Source organism: Thermococcus piezophilus, from assembly GCF_001647085.1.
Taxonomy (GTDB): domain Archaea; phylum Methanobacteriota_B; class Thermococci; order Thermococcales; family Thermococcaceae; genus Thermococcus; species Thermococcus piezophilus.
The window spans coordinates 21,373-47,912 of sequence record NZ_CP015520.1 but is presented as its reverse complement, the minus strand read 5'-3'; the positions used below and the strand labels follow the sequence as shown (position 1 = coordinate 47,912).

At 50.6% G+C, this 26,540-nt stretch carries 39 protein-coding genes and 3 pseudogenes; 24 read left to right on the top strand and 18 right to left on the bottom strand.

Features of this window, described 5'->3' with window-relative positions:
* Positions 1-23 precede the first annotated feature (23 nt).
* The 4 genes from A7C91_RS00270 to A7C91_RS12085 all read right to left on the bottom strand — a co-directional run bounded on the left by A7C91_RS00270 (position 24) and on the right by A7C91_RS12085 (position 2,672).
* Positions 24-1,157: an iron-containing alcohol dehydrogenase gene (locus A7C91_RS00270; RefSeq protein WP_068663880.1), complete on the bottom strand. Its 1,134-nt coding sequence runs from the start codon at positions 1,155-1,157 to the stop codon at positions 24-26.
* Between the two features lie 103 nt (positions 1,158-1,260).
* Positions 1,261-1,695: an MFS transporter gene (locus A7C91_RS11385; protein WP_234394405.1), complete on the bottom strand. Its 435-nt coding sequence runs from the start codon at positions 1,693-1,695 to the stop codon at positions 1,261-1,263.
* A gap of 243 nt (positions 1,696-1,938) precedes the next feature.
* Complete coding sequence (locus tag A7C91_RS11380) at positions 1,939-2,364, bottom strand: MFS transporter (RefSeq protein WP_234394404.1); 426 nt, start codon at positions 2,362-2,364, stop codon at positions 1,939-1,941.
* Between the two features lie 179 nt (positions 2,365-2,543).
* A complete protein-coding gene (locus tag A7C91_RS12085; RefSeq protein ID WP_267886237.1) occupies positions 2,544-2,672 on the bottom strand; it encodes a hypothetical protein in 129 nt (42 codons plus the stop codon).
* 316 nt (positions 2,673-2,988) lie between these two features.
* Here A7C91_RS12085 and A7C91_RS11375 point away from each other — a divergent pair, with 316 nt between their 5' ends.
* The 10 genes from A7C91_RS11375 (at position 2,989) to A7C91_RS00235 (ending at position 6,011) form a co-directional block, all read left to right on the top strand.
* Positions 2,989-3,345 carry a pyridoxal-phosphate dependent enzyme gene (locus A7C91_RS11375; RefSeq protein ID WP_234394403.1) on the top strand — a complete coding sequence of 119 codons (357 nt, stop codon included), beginning with the start codon at positions 2,989-2,991 and terminating at the stop codon, positions 3,343-3,345.
* A 499-nt stretch (positions 3,346-3,844) separates the two neighbouring features.
* Positions 3,845-4,123 carry a DUF1611 domain-containing protein gene (locus tag A7C91_RS11370; protein ID WP_267886236.1) on the top strand — a complete coding sequence of 93 codons (279 nt, stop codon included), beginning with the start codon at positions 3,845-3,847 and terminating at the stop codon, positions 4,121-4,123.
* Positions 4,080-4,229 carry a DUF1611 domain-containing protein gene (locus tag A7C91_RS12080; protein ID WP_267886235.1) on the top strand — a complete coding sequence of 50 codons (150 nt, stop codon included), beginning with the start codon at positions 4,080-4,082 and terminating at the stop codon, positions 4,227-4,229. Before A7C91_RS11370 ends, A7C91_RS12080 begins: the two co-directional genes overlap by 44 nt.
* 14 nt (positions 4,230-4,243) lie before the next feature.
* Positions 4,244-4,537: a DUF1611 domain-containing protein gene (locus tag A7C91_RS12075; RefSeq protein WP_267886234.1), complete on the top strand. Its 294-nt coding sequence runs from the start codon at positions 4,244-4,246 to the stop codon at positions 4,535-4,537.
* Positions 4,538-4,556: 19 nt separating this feature from the next.
* Positions 4,557-4,928 carry a DUF1611 domain-containing protein gene (locus A7C91_RS12070; RefSeq protein WP_324609525.1) on the top strand — a complete coding sequence of 124 codons (372 nt, stop codon included), beginning with the start codon at positions 4,557-4,559 and terminating at the stop codon, positions 4,926-4,928.
* Positions 4,915-5,124 carry a hypothetical protein gene (locus tag A7C91_RS00250; protein ID WP_068663876.1) on the top strand — a complete coding sequence of 70 codons (210 nt, stop codon included), beginning with the start codon at positions 4,915-4,917 and terminating at the stop codon, positions 5,122-5,124. The genes A7C91_RS12070 and A7C91_RS00250 overlap by 14 nt, the downstream gene beginning before the upstream one ends.
* Positions 5,125-5,171: 47 nt before the next feature.
* Positions 5,172-5,399, top strand: a complete 228-nt coding sequence (locus A7C91_RS00245; RefSeq protein ID WP_199920051.1) for a hypothetical protein — start codon at positions 5,172-5,174, stop codon at positions 5,397-5,399.
* The gene (locus tag A7C91_RS00240) at positions 5,399-5,593 is read left to right on the top strand and encodes a hypothetical protein (protein WP_068663871.1); all 195 of its coding nucleotides are present in this window, start codon (positions 5,399-5,401) and stop codon (positions 5,591-5,593) included. Before A7C91_RS00245 ends, A7C91_RS00240 begins: the two co-directional genes overlap by 1 nt.
* 2 nt (positions 5,594-5,595) lie before the next feature.
* Entirely contained in the window at positions 5,596-5,730 is a 135-nt protein-coding gene (locus A7C91_RS10655; RefSeq protein WP_234394402.1) for a GNAT family N-acetyltransferase, read from the top strand.
* Positions 5,731-5,792: 62 nt separating this feature from the next.
* Positions 5,793-6,011 carry a hypothetical protein gene (locus A7C91_RS00235; RefSeq protein WP_234394401.1) on the top strand — a complete coding sequence of 73 codons (219 nt, stop codon included), beginning with the start codon at positions 5,793-5,795 and terminating at the stop codon, positions 6,009-6,011.
* 13 nt (positions 6,012-6,024) lie between these two features.
* Here the strand turns inward: A7C91_RS00235 and mtnA are convergent, their stop codons facing one another.
* Complete coding sequence (mtnA, locus tag A7C91_RS00230) at positions 6,025-7,095, bottom strand: S-methyl-5-thioribose-1-phosphate isomerase (protein ID WP_068663870.1); 1,071 nt, start codon at positions 7,093-7,095, stop codon at positions 6,025-6,027.
* A gap of 56 nt (positions 7,096-7,151) precedes the next feature.
* Between mtnA and A7C91_RS00225 the strand changes: the two genes are divergently transcribed.
* Complete coding sequence (locus A7C91_RS00225; RefSeq protein ID WP_068663868.1) at positions 7,152-7,679, top strand: NTPase; 528 nt, start codon at positions 7,152-7,154, stop codon at positions 7,677-7,679.
* On the opposite strand, the gene A7C91_RS00220 is transcribed toward A7C91_RS00225, so the two are convergent.
* Both A7C91_RS00220 and albA read right to left on the bottom strand, forming a co-directional pair.
* Positions 7,665-8,210 (bottom strand): CBS domain-containing protein, encoded by a 546-nt coding sequence (locus A7C91_RS00220; RefSeq protein ID WP_068663866.1) that lies wholly within the window; start codon positions 8,208-8,210, stop codon positions 7,665-7,667. The two genes, A7C91_RS00225 and A7C91_RS00220, sit on opposite strands and share 15 nt — an antisense overlap.
* 545 nt (positions 8,211-8,755) lie before the next feature.
* Positions 8,756-9,031 (bottom strand): DNA-binding protein Alba, encoded by a 276-nt coding sequence (albA, locus tag A7C91_RS00210; RefSeq protein WP_014789603.1) that lies wholly within the window; start codon positions 9,029-9,031, stop codon positions 8,756-8,758.
* A 190-nt stretch (positions 9,032-9,221) separates the two neighbouring features.
* On the opposite strand from albA, the gene purB reads away from it, so the two are divergent.
* Complete coding sequence (gene purB / locus A7C91_RS00205) at positions 9,222-10,568, top strand: adenylosuccinate lyase (protein WP_068663861.1); 1,347 nt, start codon at positions 9,222-9,224, stop codon at positions 10,566-10,568.
* Between the two features lie 1,476 nt (positions 10,569-12,044).
* On the opposite strand, the gene A7C91_RS00200 is transcribed toward purB, so the two are convergent.
* The gene (locus A7C91_RS00200) at positions 12,045-12,401 is read right to left on the bottom strand and encodes a helix-turn-helix domain-containing protein (protein WP_068663859.1); all 357 of its coding nucleotides are present in this window, start codon (positions 12,399-12,401) and stop codon (positions 12,045-12,047) included.
* 106 nt (positions 12,402-12,507) lie between these two features.
* On the opposite strand from A7C91_RS00200, the gene A7C91_RS00195 reads away from it, so the two are divergent.
* Positions 12,508-12,966 carry a 6-pyruvoyl trahydropterin synthase family protein gene (locus tag A7C91_RS00195; RefSeq protein ID WP_068663857.1) on the top strand — a complete coding sequence of 153 codons (459 nt, stop codon included), beginning with the start codon at positions 12,508-12,510 and terminating at the stop codon, positions 12,964-12,966.
* A gap of 92 nt (positions 12,967-13,058) precedes the next feature.
* Here the strand turns inward: A7C91_RS00195 and A7C91_RS00190 are convergent, their stop codons facing one another.
* Positions 13,059-13,616: a hypothetical protein gene (locus A7C91_RS00190; RefSeq protein WP_068663856.1), complete on the bottom strand. Its 558-nt coding sequence runs from the start codon at positions 13,614-13,616 to the stop codon at positions 13,059-13,061.
* 54 nt (positions 13,617-13,670) lie between these two features.
* On the opposite strand from A7C91_RS00190, the gene A7C91_RS00185 reads away from it, so the two are divergent.
* Positions 13,671-14,108: a PPC domain-containing DNA-binding protein gene (locus tag A7C91_RS00185; protein ID WP_068663854.1), complete on the top strand. Its 438-nt coding sequence runs from the start codon at positions 13,671-13,673 to the stop codon at positions 14,106-14,108.
* A 46-nt stretch (positions 14,109-14,154) separates the two neighbouring features.
* Here A7C91_RS00185 and A7C91_RS12465 read toward each other — a convergent pair.
* From A7C91_RS12465 to A7C91_RS00160, 6 genes and pseudogenes are all read right to left on the bottom strand, one after another.
* A pseudogene (locus tag A7C91_RS12465) lies at positions 14,155-14,613 on the bottom strand (ATPase domain-containing protein).
* Positions 14,614-14,760: 147 nt separating this feature from the next.
* Positions 14,761-15,520: pseudogene (locus A7C91_RS12240) on the bottom strand (SDR family oxidoreductase).
* 109 nt (positions 15,521-15,629) lie between these two features.
* A complete protein-coding gene (locus A7C91_RS10910) occupies positions 15,630-15,881 on the bottom strand; it encodes a hypothetical protein (RefSeq protein ID WP_199920049.1) in 252 nt (83 codons plus the stop codon).
* A 108-nt stretch (positions 15,882-15,989) separates the two neighbouring features.
* On the bottom strand, positions 15,990-16,403 hold the full coding sequence (locus tag A7C91_RS00170) for a NifB/NifX family molybdenum-iron cluster-binding protein (protein ID WP_068663850.1): 414 nt from the start codon (positions 16,401-16,403) through the stop codon (positions 15,990-15,992).
* 64 nt (positions 16,404-16,467) lie between these two features.
* A complete protein-coding gene (locus tag A7C91_RS00165; RefSeq protein WP_068663848.1) occupies positions 16,468-16,686 on the bottom strand; it encodes a hypothetical protein in 219 nt (72 codons plus the stop codon).
* A 36-nt stretch (positions 16,687-16,722) separates the two neighbouring features.
* Positions 16,723-17,271 carry a NifB/NifX family molybdenum-iron cluster-binding protein gene (locus tag A7C91_RS00160; RefSeq protein ID WP_068663846.1) on the bottom strand — a complete coding sequence of 183 codons (549 nt, stop codon included), beginning with the start codon at positions 17,269-17,271 and terminating at the stop codon, positions 16,723-16,725.
* A gap of 172 nt (positions 17,272-17,443) precedes the next feature.
* On the opposite strand from A7C91_RS00160, the gene A7C91_RS11350 reads away from it, so the two are divergent.
* From A7C91_RS11350 to A7C91_RS12060, 5 genes and pseudogenes are all read left to right on the top strand, one after another.
* A complete protein-coding gene (locus tag A7C91_RS11350; protein ID WP_234394398.1) occupies positions 17,444-17,764 on the top strand; it encodes a hypothetical protein in 321 nt (106 codons plus the stop codon).
* A pseudogene (locus A7C91_RS12460) lies at positions 17,709-18,158 on the top strand (substrate-binding domain-containing protein); the annotation flags it as partial. The gene A7C91_RS11350 and the pseudogene A7C91_RS12460, both read left to right, overlap by 56 nt.
* A 97-nt stretch (positions 18,159-18,255) precedes the next feature.
* Entirely contained in the window at positions 18,256-18,828 is a 573-nt protein-coding gene (locus A7C91_RS11345; RefSeq protein ID WP_234394397.1) for an ABC transporter permease, read from the top strand.
* Between the two features lie 295 nt (positions 18,829-19,123).
* Positions 19,124-19,321: an ATP-binding cassette domain-containing protein gene (locus A7C91_RS12065; protein ID WP_199920122.1), complete on the top strand. Its 198-nt coding sequence runs from the start codon at positions 19,124-19,126 to the stop codon at positions 19,319-19,321.
* 8 nt (positions 19,322-19,329) lie between these two features.
* Positions 19,330-19,590, top strand: coding sequence for an ATP-binding cassette domain-containing protein (locus A7C91_RS12060; RefSeq protein ID WP_068663844.1), 261 nt, complete (start codon positions 19,330-19,332; stop codon positions 19,588-19,590).
* Between the two features lie 18 nt (positions 19,591-19,608).
* Here A7C91_RS12060 and A7C91_RS10890 read toward each other — a convergent pair whose 3' ends face one another.
* Positions 19,609-19,857 (bottom strand): hypothetical protein, encoded by a 249-nt coding sequence (locus tag A7C91_RS10890; RefSeq protein ID WP_199920046.1) that lies wholly within the window; start codon positions 19,855-19,857, stop codon positions 19,609-19,611.
* 180 nt (positions 19,858-20,037) lie between these two features.
* Positions 20,038-20,436, bottom strand: coding sequence for a NifB/NifX family molybdenum-iron cluster-binding protein (locus A7C91_RS00140; RefSeq protein ID WP_068663842.1), 399 nt, complete (start codon positions 20,434-20,436; stop codon positions 20,038-20,040).
* Between the two features lie 71 nt (positions 20,437-20,507).
* Here A7C91_RS00140 and A7C91_RS00135 point away from each other — a divergent pair, with 71 nt between their 5' ends.
* The 4 genes from A7C91_RS00135 (at position 20,508) to A7C91_RS00120 (ending at position 24,473) form a co-directional block, all read left to right on the top strand.
* Positions 20,508-21,377 (top strand): nucleotide-binding protein, encoded by an 870-nt coding sequence (locus tag A7C91_RS00135; protein ID WP_068663841.1) that lies wholly within the window; start codon positions 20,508-20,510, stop codon positions 21,375-21,377.
* Positions 21,377-22,264 carry a nucleotide-binding protein gene (locus A7C91_RS00130; RefSeq protein WP_068663840.1) on the top strand — a complete coding sequence of 296 codons (888 nt, stop codon included), beginning with the start codon at positions 21,377-21,379 and terminating at the stop codon, positions 22,262-22,264. Before A7C91_RS00135 ends, A7C91_RS00130 begins: the two co-directional genes overlap by 1 nt.
* Positions 22,265-22,415: 151 nt before the next feature.
* Positions 22,416-22,859 (top strand): prefoldin subunit alpha, encoded by a 444-nt coding sequence (pfdA, locus tag A7C91_RS00125; protein ID WP_068663838.1) that lies wholly within the window; start codon positions 22,416-22,418, stop codon positions 22,857-22,859.
* Between the two features lie 96 nt (positions 22,860-22,955).
* Positions 22,956-24,473, top strand: coding sequence for a DUF2341 domain-containing protein (locus A7C91_RS00120; protein WP_082871957.1), 1,518 nt, complete (start codon positions 22,956-22,958; stop codon positions 24,471-24,473).
* Here A7C91_RS00120 and A7C91_RS00115 read toward each other — a convergent pair.
* Positions 24,463-25,383 (bottom strand): SDR family oxidoreductase, encoded by a 921-nt coding sequence (locus A7C91_RS00115; protein WP_068663834.1) that lies wholly within the window; start codon positions 25,381-25,383, stop codon positions 24,463-24,465. The genes A7C91_RS00120 and A7C91_RS00115 overlap by 11 nt on opposite strands.
* A gap of 135 nt (positions 25,384-25,518) precedes the next feature.
* Here A7C91_RS00115 and A7C91_RS00110 point away from each other — a divergent pair, with 135 nt between their 5' ends.
* Entirely contained in the window at positions 25,519-26,538 is a 1,020-nt protein-coding gene (locus tag A7C91_RS00110) for an adenylosuccinate synthetase (RefSeq protein WP_068663832.1), read from the top strand.
* Positions 26,539-26,540 lie beyond the last annotated feature (2 nt).

Here is a 26,540-nt window from a genome sequence, read left to right as displayed (position 1 = left end):
AGAAGGGAGGGGAGGTTTATAAATCACTCCCCGTAGAAGGCCTTTAAATAGAGCTCCCTTATCTCCTCGGGCTTGGGCTCCACCGGGTTGAAGGCTATCAACCCGTCGCGGTAGGCCTTCTCCGCCATCTCCTCGACCCTGCTCACGAAAGTTTCTTCGTCAGCCAGCTCGCTCAGCTTCGGAACGCCGAGCATCTCGTTTAGCTCCTTAATGACTTCCACTAAATCTTTGGCGCTTGAGAAGCCCAGCTCCCTCGCTATCTCTACGTAGCGCTTCCTTGCGTAGTCGCTCCTCATGTTGAACTCCATCACATAGGGCAGGAATATCGCGTTGAGCAGGCCGTGAGGGCCCATCCAAGCAGCTTTGTGGCTCATGGCATGGCAGAGGCCGAGGCGTGCGTTGAGAAACGCTATCCCTGCCATGGTCGCCGCGTAGTGGATCTTTGCCCTCGCCTCAGCATCACCCTTCACGGAGAGCGGCAGCCACTTGTAGACGATCTTTATCGCATTTATCGCCATCGCGTCGCTGAAGGGGTTGGCTGTCTTCGTCGTGTAGGCCTCTATTCCATGCACCAAGACGTCCAAGCCGGAATTCCTCGACACTTCAGCCGGCATCATTCTGGGCAAGCGGGGATCGAGGATGGCTATATCTGGTGCTATCTCCGGCGTAACGATGTTGTATTTTATGCCACCCTTCTTGAGAACGCCCGCGGCAGAGACTTCGCTGCCGGCTCCACTGGTGGAGGGTATGGCTATCAGCGGTGTTTTAAGCTTTGGCACGGGCTTCGGCTTGGAAAAGCGGTCAATGAAGGCTATCTCCTCGAACTCAACGTCAGGAGCATCGTAGAAGACCTTCAGCGCCTTGGTAGTGTCTATGACGCTTCCGCCACCCAATGCTACCAAAAGATCCGGGTTGAACGCCCTTACCTTCGGCAGGAACTCCTCGATGACTTCCACACTCGGCTCGGCTGGAAGGCCCACTATCGAGAAAACCTCTGCTCCAGCGTCCCTCACGTAGTCCTCTGCCTCCTCTAGAAAGCCGTGTCTCTTCATCGAGTTTGATGAAAGGATTAAAACGCGCTCGTGACCCTTTGCAGCCTTGGAGAGGTAGCTCAGGCTCCCACCCCCTTCAACTATCTTCGTCTTCAGCCAGAACATGGGCATCACCATGGGGATTTGGGGCCTTATGCTTTTAATCCTCTCGCCCCGTTCCCTAGAGGAATAATCGACAACAGAAGCAGAAGCGATGCTATTGTAAAGTTCACCGTGAACCAAGGGTCGAGGTTATGACTCCGCTCAGGAAGTTTCCAGCTATCGCTCCGAGAGAGCTTATTGGATTGTAGGTCCCAATGAGTGCTCCCCTTTTCTTAGGCGGGGCGTTCTGGGAGATTAAAGAGGTCGTTGAAATGCTGATGAAGGACCATGTGTAACCCGCGAGGAAGTAGGAAACCGCCGCTAGAAAAATGAATGATTCCCCTTCAGAAACGGTTGAGAAGGCCAGCAGGGAAAATGCGAAGGCCCTGAGCGAAAGCCCCTTGAACAGTGCGCTCTTCCCCCTGTTCTGTTTTATGCTCCTCCCAACCCCGGTGTACATGAAGGCCGAGACCGCAGAGTTCACCATGCTCATCGCGTAGAGTGTGAACGTTCCAAAGCCGTTGGTCTTTAGCAGAACTGGGAACTGGCTGAAGCACAGCATGGCCTCCACCCAGAAAAGGAGGCTGGAAATGTAGAGTTCCCAACACCGCCCGTTGAAAAGCGCGGTAGGTGTGTTATCATGTTCGGGAGATACCTAAACTTTTCTATGACGTAGCAAAAGTATGCTCCGAGAATATGCCTGTTAAGGTGCAGCGGAATTTCCCTGATGGTTTTCAGCCCCAGTGAGACTGAGAAGAGCCCGATGATTCCGAACATCACGGAGAGATTCCTTAGGTCTACGACACTAAACCACCAGCAGGCCTATTACCATTCCCGCCACCCATGCCCAGATGCCTATCTCGTTGAATTTTCCAATGGCGTGGTACCGGTCCTCCAGCTGAAATGTTTTGGTGATGATGAGAATGGGTATCGGGATGGTGGCCGCGATGAAGAAGGTATAAACTTCGTTGATGAACATGACCTGATGCACGGTACGGGCAAGGGAAAAGAAGAACGTTGCAATGGCAGAACCAAGAAAACCCAGTATTAGGAATACCTTTCGTCTGTTGAGCCTGTCACTCAGCTTTCCCCAGAAGGGCCCACCCAGCATTGAGGCGAGACTTCCGACGGCGTTCACCACTCCGACTTCGGTGAGTCCGCCCCCAACTTCGAGGGTCAGGATGGGTATTAGGGGTGCCGTTCCCCCCAGCGGACACCTTGAAGGGTACAAAGGAGTGGAACCAGCTTTTATGGTTGAGCTTGTGCATTTGATGCCTCTTTTCCAGAGTTTTAAGGGTGGTGCGTTTGCGCTTCTGGGAATACCTGACCACTTGTAACACCCAAAACAGGGGAGAGGTTAGAATAATATCAAAAACGGGACGCTTCTCACTCTTCGTCCCACTCATCGTCTCAGTCTTCCTCAGAATTGTCTTCGTAGTAGTACTCCTCCCCAACCTCATCGAAGGGATCGAACTCTTCGTCCTCCTCGACGGGAGGCATCACCTTGGATTCCGGGACCTTCTTTTTCTTTGGCACCATGGCTTTAACCCTCTCACGGGGCGTTATTTCATGGTTAGAATGAGCTTAAAAACTTTTCGTGTACATAACCATCTTATCGCCAAGTACTAATAATTTTAGGCGCTTTGAACGTTGTTATGCTCAAAAAATGGCTTCTCTCAGGAGGAAGATTTATAAACCTTTGTCTGATTCCACAGTGCCCCCATCAAAATATGGGGAGAAATCACACGCTGGACCAAAAATTAGAGAGCTGTCAATATAGAAATCACAAATTAGAGCTAAGTAGTGGGGGATATGGAAGTCAAAAAAGGTCCCGATGACGACGAGGGCCCCCCTCATGAGGGTGCCAGCTCTCGAAGATCTCTCCGGTATTTCAAAAATATTCGTGAAATTTGAGGGGAGGAACCCCACTGAAACCCACAAGGACAGAAGAGCCAGGCTTCATGTCGAAACCGCTAAGACACTGGGGTTCTCTGTCATTACGGCTGGAACCTGTGGAAACTACGGTGTCGCATTGGCTTACTACGCGCGGCTGTTCGGCCTCAAGGCTTACATCTTCGTCCCTGCCAGCTACACCCTCAGGCGCTCTGAGGAGATGCTAAGGTACGGTGCAAGGATAATCCCAGTTCACGGGCCATATGAGAAGGCCGTCCTGGAGAGCAGGACATTCGCTGTTGAAAAAAGGTCTCTATGACGCCAACCCCGGAAGCCATCCCGAGGTAGGCTAACCTGGCTATGCTGAGATAGCGAAGGAAATAGCGTTGAGAATAAATCCCTATGCCGTCTTTGTTCCAGTTGGAAACGGTACAACACTTTAAGGCATTCATTATGGCTTTAAAGCGCTCGGCCTGAAACCGAGGATAGTTGGGGTGACCACCAGCTTTGGAAACCAAGTTCTTCGGGAGTTCTACGGGGTCGATGGGAATGACTTCACCGAGATCGAATTTAACGAGCCCCTTGTCTCCATCGTTTCCTTTGACAGAGATGCGGTCCTCAAAGCAGTGAACGAGTCTGGGGATACGTCTTCGGTTTTGCGGATGATACCGCACTGTATTACGCATCCCTCCTGAAGGGGGTTGGGATAAACGCCCTACCGGCGTCTCCACTTACCCTCGCGGGACTGGTAAAGTTCGTGAGAAAGTTTGGTGTTAACGTAAAGAACTTCGTTCTCATGGTTACTGGAGGTGTAAAGAATGGAAGAGGCCCTACTCTTGACAGAAGAGCGATATCTGTCAACGGATGGAAAGACCGCGCATGGATTGGTGAGGTACTCCAGAAGGTTTAGGATTGTGGACCTCGTGGACTCGACCCTCGCGGAAAGGGACGCCGGTGAGGTTCTAGACGGCATCAGGAGGGGCATTCCCATCTACGTAACATTGGACAACGCATTAGCTGAGAATCCTGGTGTGGGTTATCTAATAATCGGCGTTGCCACCCCTGGCGGTTACCTTCCCCCGATTACAGAAGGGTAGTCACAAGGCCATACGGAGGGGACTGAGCATCATCAGCGGACTCCACAGCTTTCTGAGCGATGACCCTATCTCAAACGGCTGGCGAAGAGGTATGGAGTCGAGCTGATAGACGTCAGGAAGATGTTCTACAACCTGAGGATATCCTTCACCGGTAAGATAGAGGAGGTTTCCTTAATTAACGTGGCCGTTCTTGGAACCGATGCGGCTATAGGGAAAAGGACGACGGCCATAATGCTCCAGGAGGCATTTGAAAAGCTCGGAAAGAAGAGCAGTTTCGTCGCCATGGGTCAGACTGGGTGGATGCAGGGCTTCAGGTACACGATAGTTATGGACTCCATAATCAACGATTTCGTTGCAGGAGCGATAGAGGACGTTATCTGGAGGGCATGGGCCGAGGAGAGACCGACGTTATAGTGACCCACGGGAAGGTTCTCTGCTCCATCCGGCATATCCCTGCGGTTTCGAGCTGATAGCTGCTGGAAGGCCCGATTATATCGTCCTTCAGCACGCTCCAGCTAGGAAGAGCTTCGACGATTTTCCGCAGTATCCCCTACCGCCGCTGGACAGGTATATTCAGCTCGTGGAACTGCTCTCGGGTAGAAGGCCAATCGCCATAACGATAAACTCCCAAGGACTCACGAGGGAAGAAGCTTTGGAGAAGGCGAGGGAGATAGAGGAAACCTACGGCATACTGACGAGGGTTCCGCTATATGAGGAGGTAGAAGACATTGCCAGGATGATACTCGACGACGCAGAGGGAAAGCCTAGAACCACGGAGGAGGTGGGGGCTCTTGTCGCTCCCTGACCTTAAATGTTTTGACTATATCCTTTTGGAGAGCCCCAAGATTAGGAGAAAACAAGTAAGCTCGATTTACCGCTTCGGTCTCGATGGAAAGGAACTTGAGTTTAAGCTCATCCATAGTTACCAGGAGAAAATCCCCAGGATAGAGCCGTTTGCGAAGCTCATGAGCATCGCACCAGCGGTTTTACACCTCTTATAAGGTTCGAGCTTCCCCTCGATGCGAGGGATTTCAGGTTTTTCGTTGAAATGATGAACGTAACCTTCAGGGACATTTTCGTCAATAGAATTGCCCGGAGAACGGGCTTCGTGAGGGAGGAGTTCGTACCTAGAACGGTAACCCCCGAAATGGCGGAACCCATGGCAAAGGTGGAGGCCGAGGAGATAACCCTTGAGGACATAGATTTTATCCAAGACTATGAAAAGTGCGCCGTCATGCTCAGTGGAGGTACGGAAAGCCTTCTAAGTATGGCCTAATGAAGGAACTCGGTTGCGACGGCTATCCCCTCTTTTTCAATGAATCGGGTGGTCACTGGAAGATTGCCTTACCTGCATACCGCTGGTTTGAGAAGAACGAGCCCAACACAAAAAAGGTATGGAGCAACGTTGACAGGCTCTACACGTTCATCGAGAAGAATCCAAAGGCCGTGGTATTGGCTCTGCCCTGCTGAGAATGGCAGAGGAGTGGGCCAGAAAGCGAGGCGCCCTTAAAGTTTCTTTGAGGGTGGAAAAGGACAACCCTGCCATCGACTGGTACAAAAGAAGGGGCTACACTGAGCGGGCACTGATCCTAGAGAAAACCCTTTAACCAGCGGTTCTTAACCTCTTGTTCGAGAAATCTTTTAATTTCGAGCCATTTTTCAATTATCGATGCTCGTGAGGGGCAAAATCGCGGGGAATAAGGCCTCAGTGCCGTTTACGGCTCGCAAGGACAAGAAGGGTGTGGAGATAAAGGTCGATTTTTTGGACGAGGAATTTACCTATTCCGTGGACTGTCCATGCCTCGAACCCCTTGAGCTCCTCGACCTATTACTACCATCTTTGAGGAAAAGCTCGGCGAGATTCATGGGGTGTTCGTGGAGGGGGTAAAAGACGAGAAGAGTCACTCCCTCTTGAATAGCCTCTTGAGGTTCCTCTCGAAGGGCGGGTAAACGACTCCTCTGTCTGTGATTATGCCCGTCAGATACTTGTGCGGCGTCACGTCGAAGGCAGGGTTGTAGACGTCAACATCGGGCGCTATCTTACAACCGCCGCAGGTCAGGACTTCTTCTTTAGCCCTCTCCTCGATGGGTATCTCCTTCCCGCTCTTGAGGCTCATGTCTATTGTCGAGAGGGGCGCGACGGTGAAGAAAGGAATTCCATGCTCTTTGGCCAGGACTGCGAGGGTGTAGGTTCCTATCTTGTTGGCGAAGTCGCCGTTTGCCACTATCCTGTCCGCGCCGACTATAATCGCATCAACCTTTCCCTGCTGCATCACAAAGCCGGCCATGTTGTCGCTTATAATCTTGAGGGGAATTCCATCGTAGTGGTACTCCCATGCTGAGAGCCTCGCGCCCTGAAGGACCGGCCTCGTTTCGTCCACCCAGAGGAGCTTTAGGGTTCCTTCCTTGTGCATGACTCTCAACACGGCACCAACCGTTCCCAGGTGAACCGTTGCCAGGCTTCCGGCGTTGCAGTGGGTCAGAACGTTCCCCTCGGGAAGAACCTCTGCTCCGTAGTGTCCCATCCTGAGGTTTGCTTCCACGTCTTCGTCCGCTATCTTTTGGGCCTCTTCAACTATAAGGTGCTTTATCTTATCAAGTGAATTCTCTCTGTGTTCCTCAACCAGCTTTTTAACCCTGTTGAGGGCCCAGAAGAGGTTCACAGCCGTTGGCCTCGTGTTCTTGAGTCTCTCGTAGGTCTCGTAAAAGCCGTCAAAGAACTCGTCCTTTGTCTTTGCCTTCGTCGTCTCCGCGTAGAGGGCCAGGCCAAAGGCTACCGCGGCCCCTATCGCCGGCGCTCCGCGCACCTGCATCGTAACTATTGCCCTGGCCACTTCCTCGATCGTCATGAGCTCTATGACCTTGAACTCCCTCGGAAGGAGCCTCTGGTCGATCAGCTTAACCTTTCCGTTCTCATAGGTAACGCTTCTCGGAAGCCTTGTGAGTTCCTCTGGATTATACCTGAGCTCCATTACGCACCACCTCAAAGGGTTTAAGTATCGTGCTTAAAACTCAATCGGTGGTGACGATGAGGATATTCGTAACCGGTCCCGCAGGAGTCGGGAAGACGACGCTTGTGAGCAGAGTTGCCAGGGAAGTCAATCGCTGGGGCTACATCGTCGGCGGCATGATAACTCAGGAGGTTCGCCAGCGGGGAAGGAGGATGGGATTTAAAATCACTGCCCTTGACACAGGCGAGGAAGGAACTCTCGCGTGGATCGGCAACGGAAGGCCGAGGATAGGAAAATACGTAGTCCATGTTGACGAGCTCAACCGCGTTGGCGTTTCCGCGATAAGGAGGGCCTTAACCGAGGCAGATTTGATAGTTATTGATGAAATCGGCCAGATGGAGTATATGAGCGACGAGTTTGTAAGGGTTGTGGGAGAAGTCCTGAAGTCAGAAAAGCCACTTCTAGCGGCAGTTCACAGACGCTTTGCGGACAAGTTCAGGCCGCTTGGAAAACTCTACACACTGAGCGTCGGGAACAGAAACGGCGTGTTCTCTGAGGTGAGGGATGAAGTCATGAAAGAGTTGAAGAGCTTAGAGCCTAAGTGAGTCCTTGCAGCTCTCGCATACCCACTTTTCGCCGCCCTCGATGTGGACCCTGTAGAGCAAACGGTACTGACCGCAGAGCTCGCAGATTCCATAGACGTCTGTCTCCGGCTCGGGCTCCTCTTCAGCCGCCTCCTCAGCTTCGGTGGCATAGGTATTGAGCGCTGCGAGAAGGTCCGCAGCAGTTACGAACCCTATCGGCTTTCCAAAGCGGGTAACGAGGAGCCTCCTTATACCCTTGTCCATCATCTTGTCAATAGCATCCTGCACCTCGTAGTCATCCTCGATCGTTACGGGGTTCCTGGTCATTACCTCTTCGACTTTAACGTCCTTGGGATCCCTACCTCTTGCCACGACCTTGTCGAGTATGTCCCTGTCGGTTATTATACCAACAATCTTATCGTCCTCAATTACAACGGCACTCCCGACCTTGTTTTTGGAAAGAATCCGCGCGACCTTGTGAACCGTGTCGCTCGGCTTGACGATGACTGCTTTCCTTCTAACTACTTGTCCCACAGCGATTCTCGATGCCATCACATCACCCCGCTAACGGGGGTTAGAGAAGAAACTTAAAAACCTTTCCTCGGCGCCTGCGCTTCAAAAGATACGAGACGAGGAGAAACGTTAAGATAAACGTCGCAAGGGGAAGCACCACTGGAAGGGCCGAAGTAGAAGTCTGCATTAGCGGTGTAGTGGTTGTTCGTTGCGTGGTGTTGGCCGTGAGCACGGTTATTTCCCTGTCCGCTTCCATCACGGCAAGTTCCCGATTGAGTCGTGTTGTTATAAGTGGGAATGCCATTTGGACTCAGCAAGTCCGTTGAGGGCCTTGTAGACGCCATCATCATGTGATGGCCAAACTTATCAGATGAAGCCTCTCAAAACAGGGCACGGCCTTCTTAACTTTGGCCACGCTTTTCCTGGGAACAAGCAGAATGGGCCTGTCCAAAGCCTATGGTCTCGTAGTCCAAGCGGGCCACCTAGGAAAATACGGTGGAGCCGATATTAAAGCTTTTCACGGCTTCAAACTGAGTTGAAGTCAATCCAGAAAAGCGCGAGAGTAAAAGGAAAGGAAGTCAGATTCACGGCTTCTCGAGAACGATCTCGATGGTCGAGGTGTTAGCAGTCCTACCGTCAGCGGTCGGAAGCTCCTCGGTGCCGATCCTGATCTCCTTGACCCTGACCTCTGGAAGGAACCTGTTCCTGACGATCTCGGCGACGTCGACAGCCCTGCTGATGGCCCTTCCCCTAGCCTTGACGCTAACTTCCTTAGCACCCTCATTGAACTGGGTTATGACGGCCAGGACGTAGTTCATAACCGGCTTCTTTCCGATGTAGACGACATGCTCCTCTGCCATCTTTGGCACCTCCGGAATTTTGTCGTTAGCTTCTCATGGCTATTGGTTAAATACTTTTCGGTCTTTCCTTGACGGTACTGGACAACCTTGTGGCTCTGATAAATCTATTGAATGTCCTTCTCCGTGCTGCATGTGAGTGTTAAAGCAAAATATTTTAACATCTTAACATTGCCATAGACATGGTGATAAAATGGCCGTTCATCCAATTGATTACCGCTATGGTAGTGAAGAAATGAGACGTATCTGGGATGAGAAGAACAAGCTCCAGAAACTCCTCGACGTTGAGGCAGCGTTGGCGAGGGCACATGCAAGGGTTGGTAACATACCAGAAGAGAGTGCTCGGGTCATAAGCGAGAGGGCGAACACCAATTGGGTCACGCTTGAGCGCGTCAAGGAGATTGAGGCCGAGATACACCATGATATAATGGCCGTTGTTAAAGCCCTGAGTGAAGTCTGCGGCGAGCACGGCAAATACGTCCACCTTAGTGCCACATCCAACGATATAATTGACACTGCAAACGCTCTCCTCATAAAGGAATCGCTCGACATCGTTCTTAGGGATTTGAGGGAACTTCGCTCGATTCTCAAGAACCTCGCTAGGGAGCATAAATACACCGTTTGTATAGGTAGAACCCACGGGCAGCACGCTGTTCCTACTACCTACGGCATGAAGTTCGCCATATGGCTCGATGAGATACAGCGGCACATTGACCGGATTGAGCAAGCAAAGGAACGCTTCTTGGTTGGCCAGATGAGCGGCGCCGTTGGAACCATGGCATCCTTCGGCGGGAAGGGCCTCGAAATACAGTGCCTCGTCATGGAAGACCTCGGCTTAAAGCCTGTAAGGATAAGCAACCAGATAATCCAACGCGACGTTTACGCGGAGCTCATAATGATTCTGGCCCTGATAGCTTCTACCCTCGATAAGATTGCCCTTGAAATAAGAAACCTCCAGAGGACCGAGATACTGGAAGTCAGCGAGCCGTTCGGGAAAAAGCAGGTGGGCTCTTCGACCATGCCTCACAAAAGGAACCCCATAAGGAGCGAAAAGGTGAGCGGATTGGCAAGGGTCCTCTACTCCAACGTTATCCCAGCGCTGCTCAACAATCCGCTCTGGCACGAGAGGGACCTTACCAACTCCTCTGTTGAGCGTGTTATCCTTCCAGAGAGCTTTATACTGCTTGATGAGATGCTTAAGAGCATGAAGAAGGTCCTCTCCGGCTTAGAGTTCTTCCCCGAGAACATAGAGCGCAACCTCTATATGACTCACAACCTTGTGATGGCCGAGCCACTGATGCTCAAGCTCACCGAAAATGGTATGGGGCGGCAGGAGGCTCATGAACTCGTGCGGCAGATTGCCATGAAGGCCTTTTACGAAAAGAAGGACTTGATGGATGTGGCTAAGGAGAGCGAAGAAGTTAGAAGGTTCCTGAGTGATGAGGACTTTGAGAGCCTGAAGCCTGAGAATTACATAGGCCTCGCGCCGCAGATAGTTGAAAATGTAATAGCCCATATAGAGGAGAAGGAGCAAAAATGAGGTCAGTGGATGGGTATTTAAATAATTAGGGCTTTATTCTCCCTTTTGCTATTCTTCACTTCTTCACTTTATGTTTAGAGGTGTCTCTCAAATTTTAGGGTCAATCTTTACGTTTTTCTTTATTAGAATCTCTACTTTTTAAGCTTGTTTTATTTTAACTTCTATTAATTCTTTATTTTTTTAAAATGTTAAACAAATCACAATTTCTAACTTTTGAAGTTTGTAAATATTGTTCGTGAATTGGGGGTAAATCACCAGTAAACATCCGAGCACGCAACCTTTTTGCAATGGAGAATATCTGAGAGATGCCACTACCTTTGCTCGTAACTAATTTTTGGTTCGTGAGGTCGGGGCTTCTGCAGTTAAAAATATGTATGAGGCACATGTTAACTTGAGAATGGTGTTCTAGGGAGAACATTGTGAGGGCAGGATAACCTAAGCAGGTTTGTTATTTAGTTTTGGCTGGTTGCTTTTATTTGCCCCTTCATTTACCTCTAGTTCTATGGACGTTAATTGCATATGAACAATCAGGTTAAGGTGTGTTGTCCATTCCCTAGGAAGTGGCTTCATATTACTCACCCGCCATTGTCTTATTGTACTTTGTTGTTCATGTATCTTAGATATAAGGTATGTTATATCTAAAACCTCTGCACATAAATGTTCGCTGATTTTGGCATTCCCTGCTGCAAGCGAGTGGACAAATACTAGAGTTCGAAGCTCTGAACGTAGGGGGAGGAGAATAAGAAGGCCTATGAATGTTCTTGTTAGATGAAGGTGGTGCCCCAGTAAGACACCAACGGCGCTAGGGACTTTCGAATCACCTCAGTATTAGTGTGGTATATATCCCTCTCCACAAGCTTTGTTTTTATTTCCCTAGTCTCTAATGAGGTGCCGTCAATATAAGTTAACCTTTCGCAGTGTTGCTCTACAATTTCATGAGAACACCAAAGGATCTTAAAGTTCACGTGATAAAGTCCGATGTCCACACTCTCCAACTACCTTAAGTTGTAACCAGGTATTTGAGTGTTTAGACGGCATCATACAGCCTAAATTTCCAGAGAAATTACAATCTTTCTGGATGCAGTTGGGGTTAAGTATTTGCCCTGAGTATATGCTCTCTAACTATATCCTCTGGCTGCTATATCTTGCACTAGTGTTTAATTTTACTTTCGTGTAAGGTCAACTTTTGATAATTTCTAACATTTTATTGCGTGTTTTAATAACTTTTTAAAGTAGTACTTTTTACAATTTTTATTAATTTTATGTTTTCTTATTCTTATCTTAAAAATAAAAACTATATTATAAAAAATAACTAATTTTAATATTACTTTGAGAAATAATTCACCGAAGAATTTGAGGGATATACCAACACAAAAAATTAGGCTAACCTAAAAATGTGAAAAGCTAGAAAACTGCCCTTGCGGACAAAAACAGCTACCAAAACCCAATTCGCCCAAAATAGCCTGAAAATCCAGCTCACTCACCCTCGGAGGAGTCCATCTTGGGGACCTCATTTCCTTCGGCAAGGATTATGAGTTCCCGGCCCTCAACTAGCATCTGGGAGACCTTCTTCCTGGCCGAGCTTAGCGCCCTCCAGACAGTGCCCCTTGAAACACCCATCCTCTTTCCTGCCTCCTCCTGGGTCAGGCCCTCGTAATCAACTAGCCTCAATGCCTCAAACTCCTCATAAGTCATAAAAATGGGTGGTTTTGGCTGTCCAACGGGGGGTATGGCTGGATAGAAATGTCTAACCTGGGGAATGAACCCTATCATCCTGAGCTTTCTCCGCCTTCCCCGGCCACGACCCCATCCGCGTCCCATTCCCATCGGCATGACTATCAACACAATGATAGTGAATTCGTTTATAGTTTTTTCTAATGTCCCATACATTCCAGTAATGATTATAACCTGTGCCTTCTATATAGGATGGGTGAGAAAAATGGGCTTTCGTCTGATTAAAAGAAAGATAGGTTGGCATAAAGATTTTGACAGCTCCCACTTCCTCGTCCTCCCGTACGAAAGCAAGTGCCTCAGGATTCACGGCCACACATACAACGTGGATGTCGAGATATGGGGTGAAGTAAACGAGAACGGCATGATATTTGACTTCAACCACTTAAGCGGATTAATTAAGTTGCTTGACCACCATATCCTTGTCAGTAGAGAGTGGGTTGTTACGGAAACTGACAAGGTTGTGGTCATTGAAAAGAACGGTAAGCGGCTTGAGTTACCTAAGGATGAGGCGGTGATTCTGGACAAGAGAAACGTTACCGCTGAATGTATTGCTGAGTGGTTTGCAGAGAGAATAGCCGAAAAAGCTGGCGACAACGTCAGAAAGATAAAGGTGAAAATTTGGGAGGATCCAAGGAGCTACGCGGAGGTCACTCTCGAGCGTTGACCGTCGTGATTCATAACTATCACATGACGCAGTGTACGTGCACTTCAGAAGGCTGACTGAGGAAGGGAAAGCTTAGCAATTCTTCTTTAACTTTACTTTTCGGTTATTTCTCTGCTGATACCATATTTCTCCCTGAGGTTTTCCAGGTTCTCTTTGGCCACTATCTTCAAATCATTGAAATATGGCTCGCCGAACGTATCCTCCGCGTCAAGAGCCAAGTTGTAAATGAGGGTCAAATATGCATCCGCCATTTCACGCTCTTGGCTTTCGGTCAGATAGGGCATCATGTCCACGAGATAGCCAAGGAAGTTGTGGAGTATGTTGAGCCAGTCCCTTTCGTAGCCGTTCTCGATGAGCCATCCTTTGAGGGTTACTAACACCTTAATCGCTGGAACAACCATGGCCTTTTCCTTGTACCTGCGATACCTTATGAGCAGGTACTGGAGAAGAGAGATAAGGAACTTTCCGACTACCTCCTTACTGCCTCCTTTCTCCTCGACGAACTTCTGGAACTCTACGAGGCCCTTCTCCTCAGTCCTTTCGAACTCCGTTAATAATCCCACGTATGGAGTGGAGTACTGGGAGAAATCGACGTCATCAAGCTCCGGAATCTCGGGAAATATACTCATAATGGCATCTTTAATGCCCATGATACCACCCAAATGTTAAAATGCTCCCCCGCTTATTAGCTTTGGGGTGATGGTATGGAGTTCTCCGCTGGAAGGAGCTTTCTCTTCAGGGTTCCCGAGGGCGAAGAGCTTTTGGGCTTCATCAACGAGTTCGCGAGAAAGAACAACATCTTAACTGGAACCATTAGTGCCATAGGGAGTCTGAGGAATCCCAAGATTGGCTACTTTGAAGAAAGCAAAGGAGAGTACAAAATCATCGAGCTGGAAGGGACTTATGAACTCGTCTCCCTCATGGGCAACATAAGTCTCAAGGATGAGAAGTCCTTCGCCCACATCCACATTGCCCTCGGCGATTCCGAGGGGCGGCTCTGGGGCGGCCACCTGGTTGAGGGTGAAGTTTTTGTCGCCGAGGTCTTCATCCAGGAACTCCTCGGAGAGCCCCTTGAGAGGAAGCCCCAGGAAAACGGACTGGCGCTTTGGAGTGTGGAGAACCTTAATTCTCAGCAACTTTGAAGGGTCTACTCACAGTTACCTAAACAATATCTTACCATTTTTGCAGTCAGAGATCGGGCTCTAATATTTTAAAATCGTTGGCTTTTGCTTGGTAGATTTTCCCCGAGGGAAATACGATTATTTCCATTTCAGTTATCTCGAATGGATACTTGTACATCGAATGGCGTGTTCCACACATCTTTCTAACGACTAAATAGCGTTTGAGTTTACCCATTCCTCATCCACTACTTCCTTGAGACCAAGGGTTACAATGCCATCGGCAATGTAGCCCTCCACAAGGTATTTGCTGAGTTCGTATGGAGTTTTCACGTATCAGAAGGATGGTTACGTTCATGTTGGAGAATGCTGTCTTGAGCTTCAGCATCATCGATCTAACGTCAAATTTTTTCCATGCGAGTGTTAGCGGCGATATAGAATCAATTACGAAGTGTTTTGCGTTGATTGATTTGACAAGTTGGGTTATATGCTTTATAAAACCATCGACGGTGATGTCTTTTCTGAGCAAATTTTTCCTCTATGGATGATCTGTAAATTTTGCCGACCCAATCAACGAGATATTCGCACTCTCCCGTCGTTTAGGATATACCGCCCAAACAATAAAAGTTCTTTAAGAGAGTGTTGTATTCTAGAAAGGCATACTGAAGAGCGCTTCTCAAAACACCGAGCTCAACCTTCCACCGTCGACTGAAAAACTCGCTTGCGAGGAGGGCAACTAGGTAGCTTATCTCCTCGGGCTCGCCGAGCCTTTCCAGAGGTATTGGCTTCGCATACTCATGGAGGACCTCCTTCACAGTCTTTCCTTCCCTCTTCGCCCTGTCATGGGCGAGCTGGATTATCTTGTCCGTCCTTATTATTCCAGGCATTATGCCGTTCACCGTTGTCCCCTTCGGCCCGAGTTCCTTCGCCAGAGTCCTCACAAGACCGCCATGGAAATCCTCACCACGTTGCTCAAGGCTATGTTGGATATGGGCTCCTTTATAGCCACACTTGTCAAGTATACTATCCTTCCGTAGCCCTTCCTTTCCATCGTCGGGACTAGAGCCTTGGTGGGATAGACTGCTAGATAGAGGAGAGCCTAATAGCTCCTTCCCAGTCCACCATTTCCATCTCCATGAAGTAGCCGGGCTTTGGGCCGCCTATGGAGAAGAATATCTTTGGCTCTCCTATGTTTCCAAGCTCTTTTACCGTTCTCTCGAGATCCTCTATCTTCGTGAGGTCGGCCACTATGTACTTAACACTAACGTCGCTCTCGGCCTTTATCTTCTCTTTCGCCCTCTTCAGGCTCTCCTCGCTCCTAGAGAGTAGTATCACGTCAGCTCCTGCCTTGGCAAGACCCTCGCAACGCCGAAGCCTATTCTCTTGCTTGAGGCTGTTGTAAAGGCAAGCTTTCCAGAAAGGTCTATGCCCAGCATAGGGATCACCAGAAAACCCTCGTGGGGAAGGAATAGAGGGTTTGCGGGTCATTTTTGAGTATCGGTCAGTCTGAATTCTGCTTGAGCGTTAGGATAGCACGTAGTGCCGTTATGATGCCAAGACGTCGATGAACTTGGGAATGGCAATGCCCCTGAAGGTTTTCATTGCCCACACCGCCAAGAGCCAGCCCATGAGGATCATTCCACGCTCGCTGTTATGAAGAAAACCACAGCTCAAGGGGTAGTGGGGACAAGTTCCCTCTGGAAACCAGTCGCGGTTGAGAAGTAGAGCGATAAAACCCCTTGGGCTATGAGCGGGCAAGAAGACCCGCGAGCCACCGCCTTCTGTTCCTCCTACCACCAATTGGGGATTCCAATACTCCGGCTATTAAACTTGTTGGGCACGTGCTGGACTCGATTGGGGGCTAATGTCCTAAGAAATCGGAAATGAAGGAAGGGAAGAGTTCAATCACCAGCCGCCCCTGCCGTGCCCCATGCCACGTCCCATACCACGACCCATTCCGCCGCCTTCTCTGCCCATCACGGCACCCTGAAGCTCGCCGCGGAAGAACGCTTCAACGGCCTCTTTGACGGTCATCGTCGGAGGTGCCGAGACCATCCTTATGCCTGCAGCCTGGAGAACGTTGTAGGAGTTCGGCCCGAACTGTCCGGCTATTACCACTTCCGCACCTTGGTCAATACAGAACTGGGCCGCGATAACCCCTGCTCCCCTTGGCTGGCTGTAGCCCGGGTTCTGGACGACCTGGACGTTGGTTATCTCTCCGTTCTCTACGTCCACTATGGTGAAAGAGGGAGTCCTTCCGAAGGCTTGGTTCACCCTGTCGTCGAGTCCTCCGTTTATGGTTGAGATTACTATCCTCATCTTTCCACCTCCAGTTAGGATTAGGAAAGCCAAATTTAAAAAAGTTTCATAAGCTCAAATAAATTCAAAATGACCTCCAGAACCTTGGTCTCATAAACTCGCGCAGGATTAGCAGAACCAGAAGACCAACCGCGTAGGGAGCCGCAACTATGAAGAGCTTGACCAGGAGGTAGAGGATCCCTATCAGCAGGAGAAGGTCTATCAGGCCGTAGAAGCCAAAGGGTCCCAGGTAATAACTCCTGCCGAAGCCTCTACCGTATCCCCTGCCCATTCCCCTCGGCATCTACCATACCTCCAAGGTAGAATAAAGAAAAAGGCCTCACCACCAGCCGTAGAGCCAGCGGGGGGTTTTCCTGCTTGGCCGGCCCGTCCATGGGCAGTAGCCCAGGCGAGCTCCCCAGCCTCTGCCACCTCTTCCCCAGCCACGGCCCCAACTGCGGCCACGGCCCCATCCAAAGCCGTAAGCGGGGTAGACCGGGTAGGCTGGTCCGTAAGCTCTGGCTGGGACAACTGGAGCAGGAGCGCCGAACTGGCTAGCACTTCCACTGGCAATGGCCTTTATGGCCTCTTCAACTGGAGTTCCTGGGGATACCTGATAGAGCTTTATTCCTGCTGCCTGAATGGCACCGAGCGCATTTGGTCCGACCTGTGGCGCTATAACCGCCTCAACGCCCTCGTTGATGAGGGTCTGCACTGCCATCGGCCCGGCTCCACCGCCGGCCATGGCTGTACCGTTCTGGATGACCTTGCTGTTCGTGATGTTGCCGTTCTCGTCAACGTCTGCTATGAGGAAAGCCGGAGCCCTTGCGAAGACAGGGGCGACCGTGTCTTCAAGCCCTCCACCGTTGGTGGGTATCGCAATCCTCATACTTATCACCTCCACACTATTCGTTCTTCACGTATTTGTGCATATGCACACAATTATAAACTTTTCGGTCACCCTAATCCTTGCGAGGGGTTTTTTGCAAAGAAAATCATTTAACTTTAGTGAAATTGTTTACCTAAAATGTTTAAATTCTCCCAAACCTGTGTATCACGCGGTGGTTTCCGTGAAGGAGCGCTTGGCGTTACTCCTGAGTGAACTCCTAATCCTGGGAGTGGTTTCAGGTGTCTGCATTAGCGAAAAGGTGGACAATACGAGCACAAGCACGAAAAAGTTTGAGGGTAAAACCCTCGTCATCTGTTCTGGAGCGGGCTTGATGAAGCCCATGAACGAGCTGATAGGAATGTTTGAGAACGAAACTGGGGCAGAGGTCGAGTCCACTATGGTGGGAGCAGCGAGATTTTTGGGATTCTGCAGACCACGTGCGGCTGCGACGTCTTTATCCCCAGCGCCTGGGACTACACCCAGGTCGGCATAGAGAAGGGCTACGTTCTGAGCGACACATTGAGAAACGTCACCCTGCACGTTCGGTCATAGCGGTTCCAGCCGGAAACCCCAAAGGGATACAATCTCTTGAGGACTTGGCAAAGCCCGGCGTTAGGGTTGTCCTCGGCGACCCGAAGGCCTGTGCCATAGGCAAAGTTGCGAAGAAAATCCTCGAGAATAACGGCCTCTGGGAGAACGTGAGCAGGAACGTCGTGACTTTTACGCCAACGGTCAATCAGCTGCTCATTTACATCACCACTGGGCAGGCAGATGCGGCGATAATCTGGGAGGACATGACAACGTGGGCACAGGCAAAGGGCAAGATCGAGGTCATCCAGATTCCACCGGAGCAGAACATCATAAAGACCATTCCAACTGCCGTGACGACCTGCGCTGAAAATGACAGGCACCTGGAGGTGGCAAAGGCCTTCAACGAATTCATAGCGAACCACGCAGAGGTCTTGAGAAGTGGGGGTTCAGGCCATGGCAGGGCTGAACTTCAGGGGGCTCTGCATTGCTGTTTCCCTCCTTTTTACCCCCTTCCTTTTCATGGCCATAGTGGCCCTCTTCGTTGTTCCGGGCCCAGAGGATATATTAGAAGCTCTGAAATCCGAGGAGATGATCTTCTCCCTCAAGCTGTCCCTTCTGACGGCTTCCATCTCTACGGTCATCGTCATGTTCATTGCCATCCCCATAGGATACGCCCTTTTGAGGTTCTCCTTCCCTGGGAAGAGCGTTGTCAAGTCGATACTTGACCTCTCCATGGCATTTCCAGAGCTGGTTCTGGAGCTCGCCCTGCTTCTCCTCTTTGGCAGGACCCTCGTTGGGGAGGCATTTCAGAGCCTTGGAATTAAAGTTGTCTTCACCAAGCTCGGCATCGTGGTGGTCCAGATATTCACCGCCCTGCCCTACGCCACCAGGATAGCCTACTCAACCTTTGAATCGGTAAGCTTTAGGTACGAGCTCGTCTCTAGGAGCCTCGGCTACGCGAGTTCGAGACGTTTAGAAACGTCACGCTCCCCCTGGCGAAGAACGGCCTCTTTACTTCTACCATAATAACCTTCGCGAGGTGCATGGGAGCCTTGGGTCCGTGCTCATCCTTGCTGGCGGCTCTTACATGAACACGAGATACTGCCCGTGACTCTCTACCTGAACAGCTCCTACGGCAACATAGGGATGGCCATAACGAGTGGCATATTGCTGATAGTGGGGTCCTTCCTCGCCATTCTTGCTTTCGAAAAGCTGGGGGTGGTACCTGTGTTCCTTGAAATCAGGGAACTGAGCACGACTTGGGAAAGTTCAGGCTCGAGGACGTTTCTCTGGATATTGAACGGGGGAGTACGTCACTGTAATCGGGCCCACGGGCAGCGGGAAGTCCATACTCCTGGAGACAATAGCGGGCTTCTATAAGCCACAAAAGGGACAGATAATCCTTGAAGGGCTGGACATAACGGAGTTGCCTCTAGAGAGAGGAGGAATCAGCGTGGTCTATCAGGACTACGTTCTCTCTCCGCACATGAGCGTCTATGACAACATAGTCATGGATTAAGGAAGCGTATGAAAGATAAGGAGAAGATCAGGGAGGAGGTTCACCACATCGCTAAGCTCCTCGGCATAGACCACCTCATCCACAGGAGGCCCACTACACTGAGTGGCGGCGAGCAGCAGAGGGCGGTGATAGCGAGGGCTCTCGTCGTTAAGCCCAAGCTCTATGAGGTCTTTTATGGCATCGTTAATCGTCTGAACGTCGAGCTCTGTCATCCTGGCCATTATCTTGGTGTAGTCAACCCCAGCCCTCCCAGGTGGAGCAGGACGTAGAGGTGAACTGGCAGGAGTTTAAATCCGCGGTATGAACCTGGGCGTTCTTGATGTGTACTCTCTCCACTCATTCCCGAACCGCTCCTCTATTTCCTTCTCCTCCTCACATATTAATCTCACCACAGCGAGCCAAATATGATATATGAACTGTAAGGGTGGAGGTTCTGCAAGCATCAGCGAAAATCCCGGAACGATAAAGAAACCCCAAATGGAGTATATTGAATGTCTGACCCTAGAATAGCAGCCCGAAGTCAGGAGCTTTTCCATTTCATGCCCTTCTGATTTGGGGGTAGCGGAGGAGCCATAGGGAAATCCCCAATGAGGAAAGCGGTCAGGCCTACGACGTAGCACTTAACCGTCAGAGGGTTTAGGGGAAAATCGAGGAAAAGCGCGAGGGCCTCGTAGGAGAGGACAATTTTTTCGACCCTTGGGGCTATCCCCGGAAGCTCATCCTCCCGTCTTGGCTTTCTTTTCCCGCACCTGCTCCCAGAGGTCATTGAAGTTCTCGGCAACCCTCTGGAGGGCGAGCTTCAAATCCCTCGTCCTCGTGAAGAAGGCTACCTTGTCGCTCTCATCTCTTATCCTCAGAAAGTTCGGTCCCATCCTGAATGCAGCTAGAACGTCAACATCCATTAGCTGGCCCACTATCGCTTTAGCCTTCCTCGGGTCGCCGTGCCCTTCGTTGTGCTCTTTTATATCTTTTGCCTTGTTGGGACGCTTTTCAAGGAGCTTGACGCTCCCGTCTTCACAGACCTCGTAGATGGCGAAGAACTCAGAATCGCCGTAGTGAGCATCGATGAGCGTCTCGTCGTTCTCCATCCCAAAGGCAACCTTCAGGCACTTCATCTACACCACCGTGTGAGCATATGCACAACGCTTAAAAACTTTTAGGTTATCCTAATTCTGGAGGTGAGGTAATGCAGATTGCAGTGAGCGGAGGAAAAGGAGGCACTGGAAAATCAACAGTTGCGATAAATCTCGCGATAGCCCTCAGCGAGTACTTTGACTTGGTGCTGGCTGATTTGGACGTCGAAGCCCCTAACGATCACATTCTCCTCGGAATTGGGCTCCAGAACGAGGAGCCCGTTGAGCTTTTCATGCCGCGCTTCGACTACTCCAAGTGCACCCGTTGCAGGAAGTGCGCGGAAGTTTGTGAGGAGCACGCAATAATAACCATGCGTGACGGAACTCCCTTCCTGATGCCTAACCTCTGCTCTGGCTGCGCCGCCTGTGAGATAGTCTGCCCAGTTCCTGGAGCGATACTGCCCGGTAAGAAACTTATGGGCCATACCTATCTGACGGAGACACCCTATGGCTTCCCGCTCGTTACGGGCAGGCTTTTGGAGGGCGAGGAAAGGGCCATGCCCATTGTCTCCAGAGCCAAGAAGAGGGCCCAAAGCTTAAACAAGGAGCTCCTCATAGTGGACACCGCAGCAGGTACGAGCAATACTGTTTCGAAGGCACTTGAGGATTCTAAGCTCATCATAGCCGTTACGGAGCCGACTCCCCTCGGCCTTCACGATGGTGAGCTGATTCTCAGGCTTGCCCAGCTTATGGACATTCCAGTGATGGTAGTTGTCAACCGTTCCGACCTCGGAGATGTGGAGAAGGTGAGGGAAATCACCGAGCGCTACGACGCCGAGATAATTGCCGAGATTCCCTACAGCGAGAACATCATACGGAGCTACGTCAGCGGAAAACCCATAGTCCTAACCAATTACTCCGAGGCCGAGATACTCAGGAGAATCGCCGAGAGGATCGTCGGGTTCCTGGGAGGTGGTGAGTGATGCAGCTCGTAATTGCGAGTGGCAAGGGCGGCGTTGGAAAGAGCACCGTAACTGCTTCGCTCCTCTACCTTCTGAAGGATGAATACAACTTCGTGGCGGTGGATGCGGACGCAGATGCGCCGAACCTCGACCTCCTTCTCGGCGTCAAGCGCTGGGAAGAGGAAAGGGAGCTAGTTGGGGCAAAGGTTGTGCACATCAATCAGGATAGCTGCATCCACTGCGGCATCTGCTATGAGAGGTGTCCCTATAACTGCATTAAGTTCGTAGACGGCAACTACGTCGTGAGCGAGCTCACCTGTGAGGGCTGCAACGTCTGCGGTCTTGTCTGTCCAGTGCCAGGAACCATAACCCTTAAGGAAGTCCGCTCAGGTATCGTACGCAAGACCACAACGCCCTATGGTTTTCCGCTCATCTCTGCCCAGCTCGACGTTGGAAGGCCGAACAGCGGTAAGCTGGTAACCGAAGAGAAGGAGTGGGCCAAGAATCTCATGGCCGAGCTCAACCTGGAGCACATGATAGTGGACAGTGCAGCGGGAATAGGCTGTCAGGTTATAGCTAGCATCGGCGGGGCAGATTTGACAATACTCATTGCCGAGCCGACGCCAGCGTCTCTCAGCGACGTTCAGAGGGCTTACAGGGTCGTCCAGCACTTCAGGCAGCAGGCTTACCTCATAATCAACAAGACCGACTTCAACCATGGGTTCAAAGCCCTCCACGAGTGGGCAGAGAGCGAGGGGATACCGATACTCGGCGAGGTTCCCTATGACAGGGCGATACCGAGGAGCATGGCGATGCTTAAGCCTGTCGTAGAGGTCTTCCCAGACTCAAAGGCATCCCAGGCGATGAAGGAGATAGCCGAGAGGGTTAAGGCCGAGATACTGAAATGAGACCACAGCTCGCGAAATCTGCACTCTTCCCATTTCTTGTCCTTTGTCATGAGCTCGTGCGCGGGCTGGTTCTGTAACTTTCCTTGTAGTTTGTGGCAAAGGCAACCCAAACCTTAAAAGCCTCCAACCCAAATCCAATCGGTGGTGCGAAATGGCGGAGAGAAACGAGCAACTCGAAAGGCTCGCTTACGAGTACCAGCTCCTGCAGGCTCAGGCTCAGCTTTTAGCCCAGAACCTCGAGCTCCTAACCCTCGGAATGAACGAGTTCCAGGTGGTAAAGGAGACCCTTGAGGAGCTCAAGAATGTTGAAGACGAGAAGCCTGAAATCCTCGTGCCAATTGGTGCTGGCTCCTTCCTCAGGGGAATGATAATGGATAAGAACAACGCGATAGTCAGCGTTGGCTCGGGCTATGCTATCGAAAAGAGCCTCGACGACGCTATAGCCTACCTCGAGGCCCGCATAAAGGAGTACGACAGGGCGATAAGGAAGACCCAGGAGGGTCTTCAGAGGCTTGAAGGCCAGCTCCAGGAGCTCGCCCAGAAGGCCCAGAAGCTCCAACAGGAGGGCGCAATGGGCTTCAGCTTGAAGAAGTGACGTCATTTGAGTTTCTTTTCTCTCCACTTTTGGAAATTTGAAAAGCGAAACTTGGAGATAACATTTTAAACTTTTCACTCTATATTTCATTTTAAGATGAGGAAGTTGAAGCTGACCCCATTGATAATTTCATTGATGCTTCTCCTCGCGACGTTTGGGTTAGCCGTCCTCAGCATTAATGTTTCCGTGCAGGAGATTGGAGTGGGGAGCTGTGATGTGGTGAGTCCAGTTAGGGAGGCAACCGTTAATATCTCTTGGAGTCCACGGACTGTTGGGCGGATTATTCCTGAGGATAGATACTATTACAGTAATGCCCAGATTGTGATAGTGTTCTCTGATGACATCCCTGCTGGCACTACAATCTACTTGAACATAACCTTGGAAAACTGGACGCGGCAAGGATTTTGGTGGTCAAAGACTGATCCGGGATATTATATTTATTCTACCACCTTAACCAGCGACCTTCCGGGTGGACAGCCGTTGTACGTGTCCCTTCCCAATAGCGTGGAGTATCTGAGCTATCCCTATGGAACCCCCCTCAATGTAGTTGGCATAAAAATGGTAGTATTGCCTCCTTCGGATAACTTCCTGTCTTATACTGGGTGTCTATCTCCCTCCATTTCTCTCAACGTACTGAAAGTTGGTGTGGGTTCCGATAAGTACTCGCCAGTTAGTAGTGGCAATGTTTCCATAACTATTACAGAAAGAAGCGGACAGGACCTTACGGACTATGTTGTAAACTTCACCCTTAATGGTGACTGGAGCTCTCTATACCCCTACGTCACTTATGAAAATGGCAGCCGTCTGTACTACTGGTATTTCTATGACAATACCTCGCAGAAAACTTGGTTCTGGGTCAAGATGAACCTGAGCGCCAGCCAGACAACCACGATATACATCTTTTACGGTAACCAGTCTGCTTATAACTCCACGTACAATAATCCCAACAAGGTATTCTGGTTCTTTGATGACTTTAATACTGCCCTAGACAATTGGACGGTAGTATTTGGGGCCACGCCGGTCCTCGTTGGTGGGATCCTTAATCTAACTGATGGCACTTTGATAATTACAACTGAGGACCTCGGCACCAATGTAGGGTCGTGTCCATATTGCGACGGATACGAGGTTGCACTTAGGGCGGATCTTGGAGTGCCTGTTGTTAACGGACAGGAAGTCTATGGACCACTCTATCTGATATATGTAGATACCGCTAATAATGTGGGTCTGGGAGAGATAATCTCTTCGCGCACTTACAGGTGGTGGGGAAACTGGCAAACTGATTACTATGACTACATGCTAACATTTGATCTGAGCAGCGGCAGCTACTATGTGTATGAATCAGCGTCAAACGAATACATACTTAACGAGTGGGCCATATTCCAGCTATCTGCAGACCAAAATGGCACTGTCTACACATACCAAAATGGCTCTCCAGTCTGGATATTGGATTTCAGTTCTGAAAATCCTGTTATTGGGCCTTTTGGACTTGGCCAGGACGACGGTAGTTTCAGCCTCTATGATTGGGTAGCGGTCTATCCATACGTGTATCCGAGGCCTTTGGTGAGGATTGAAGGGCAGGAAAACTACGTCCACACCATCTACTTCAAGCCCTGATCCTGTACCACTCTACCGTTTTCTTCAGCCCCTCTTCTAGCGTCCACTCTGGCTCGAAGCCGAGCTTTCTAATCTCGCTTATATCCGCCTGGCTGTGCCTTATGTCCCCCGGCCTCGGCTTGTCGAAGATTATCGAGCTGGTCGTGCCAGTTATCTCAATGATTTTCATCGCCAGCTCCAGAATCGTTGTCTGCCCCCCAGTTGCGACGTTGAATATCCTACCGTTAGCCCTTGAACTCTCAGCGGCTAAAACGTTGGCCTTAACGACATCCTTGATGTAGATGAAGTCCCTCGTCTGCTTCCCGTCGCCGAAGATTACAAGCGGCTCGTTCTTCAGCGCACTGTTGATGAAGATGCTTATAACTCCCGCGTACTGGTTGGCACTCTGCCTCGGGCCGAAGACGTTGAAGTAGCGCAGGGAAACCGTTGGGATGCCGTAGAGCTCGTTGAAAACTCTAAGGTACTGCTCGGCCGTTAGCTTCGTGACGCCATAGGGAGAGAGTGGTTTTGGCGTTTCCGTCTCTTTGAGTGGCAGATTCAGATTGTCGCCATAAACGGCGGCGGAAGATGCGAAAATCAGCTTTCCATAACCTTCCATTAGGGCTCTCAAAATGTTGAGTGTGCCTATAACGTTGACCTCCTCTGTGAAAACCGGATCCCTAACGCTCTCGACGACGCTGACCTGGGCAGCCTCGTGAAAAACGTAATCTGCGTGGCTTATCAGCTCGGCTATCGACTCGTAGTCCCTGATGTCGGCTTGAACGAACTTTGCTGCAGGTGGGACATTCTCCCTCTTTCCCGTGTAGAGGTTGTCAATAATCACCACGTCATTGTCCATGCTCACCTCCCATGCAATGTGCGAGCCTATGAAGCCTGCCCCGCCAGTAACGACGACCAGCTTGTTTTTCATCTTCCCTACCTCCGTAAGTAGTGTTTGCCGTGGGTTTTAACCTTTTGCCATTTATCTCCTCCACTTTTTGGCATACTCCTGTTTAATTCGAAACCATTATAAGCCCCCTATTGACTTAAACATGGGTAAGGAGCCATGCCGAGCTACATCGTTGTTGGCGGTCAATGGGGAGACGAGGGCAAGGGTTCCCTCATAGCCTATCTTGCCATGAAGGACAGGCCCCAAATCATAGCGAGGGGCGGCGTTGGAACGAATGCAGGACACAGCGTCTTCATTAACGGCAGGAAGTACTGGGTAAGGCAGTTGCCAACGGGCTTCATGCAGAGGAATGCCAGGCTTCTCGTTGGGGCTGGAGTTCTCGTAGATCCAGAGGTTTTCTTCTACGAGCTCGAGCAACTAAAAGATTTCAATGTTGCCAACAGGGTTGGGATAGACTACCGCTGCGCCATTATAGAGCCCAATCACAAGGAGCGCGACAAGAAAAACATCCACCTGCACGATAAAATAGGAACCACTGGCTCAGGCTGCGGGCCGGCAAACGCCGACAGGGTAATGCGCGTGGCAAAGCAAGCCAAGAACATAGGGGAGCTCAAGCCCTATCTGACCGACGTGGCTCAGGAAGTAAACGACGCGCTCGATGATGGGGAGCTAGTTCTCGTCGAGGGGACGCAGGGCTTTGGCTTGAGCCTCTACTACGGAACCTATCCATACGTTACATCCAAGGACACAACGGCATCTGCCATAGCAAGCGATGTGGGGATAGGGCCAACGAGGGTCGATGACGTCATAGTCGTCTTCAAAAGCTTTCCGACGCGCGTTGGAGAGGGGCCGTTCCCCACAGAGATGAGCGAAGAGGAAGCAGAAAAGCTGGGCCTGGTAGAGTACGGCACCGTAACTGGTAGGAGGAGAAGGGCGGGCTGGTTTGACTTCGAGTTTGCCCGCTATTCGGCCAGAATCAACGGGGCCACAATGCTGGCCATCACAATGCTCGATAAATACGATAAAGAGGCCTTCGGCGTTACGGACTACGATAAGCTGCCCATGAAAGCTAAGGAGTTCGTCGAGGAGGTTGAGGAGCGCGTTGGTGTTCCGGTCGGGCTGATAAAGACCGGTCCTGAGATGGAGCACATAATAGACCTGAGGGAGAACATCTAGCC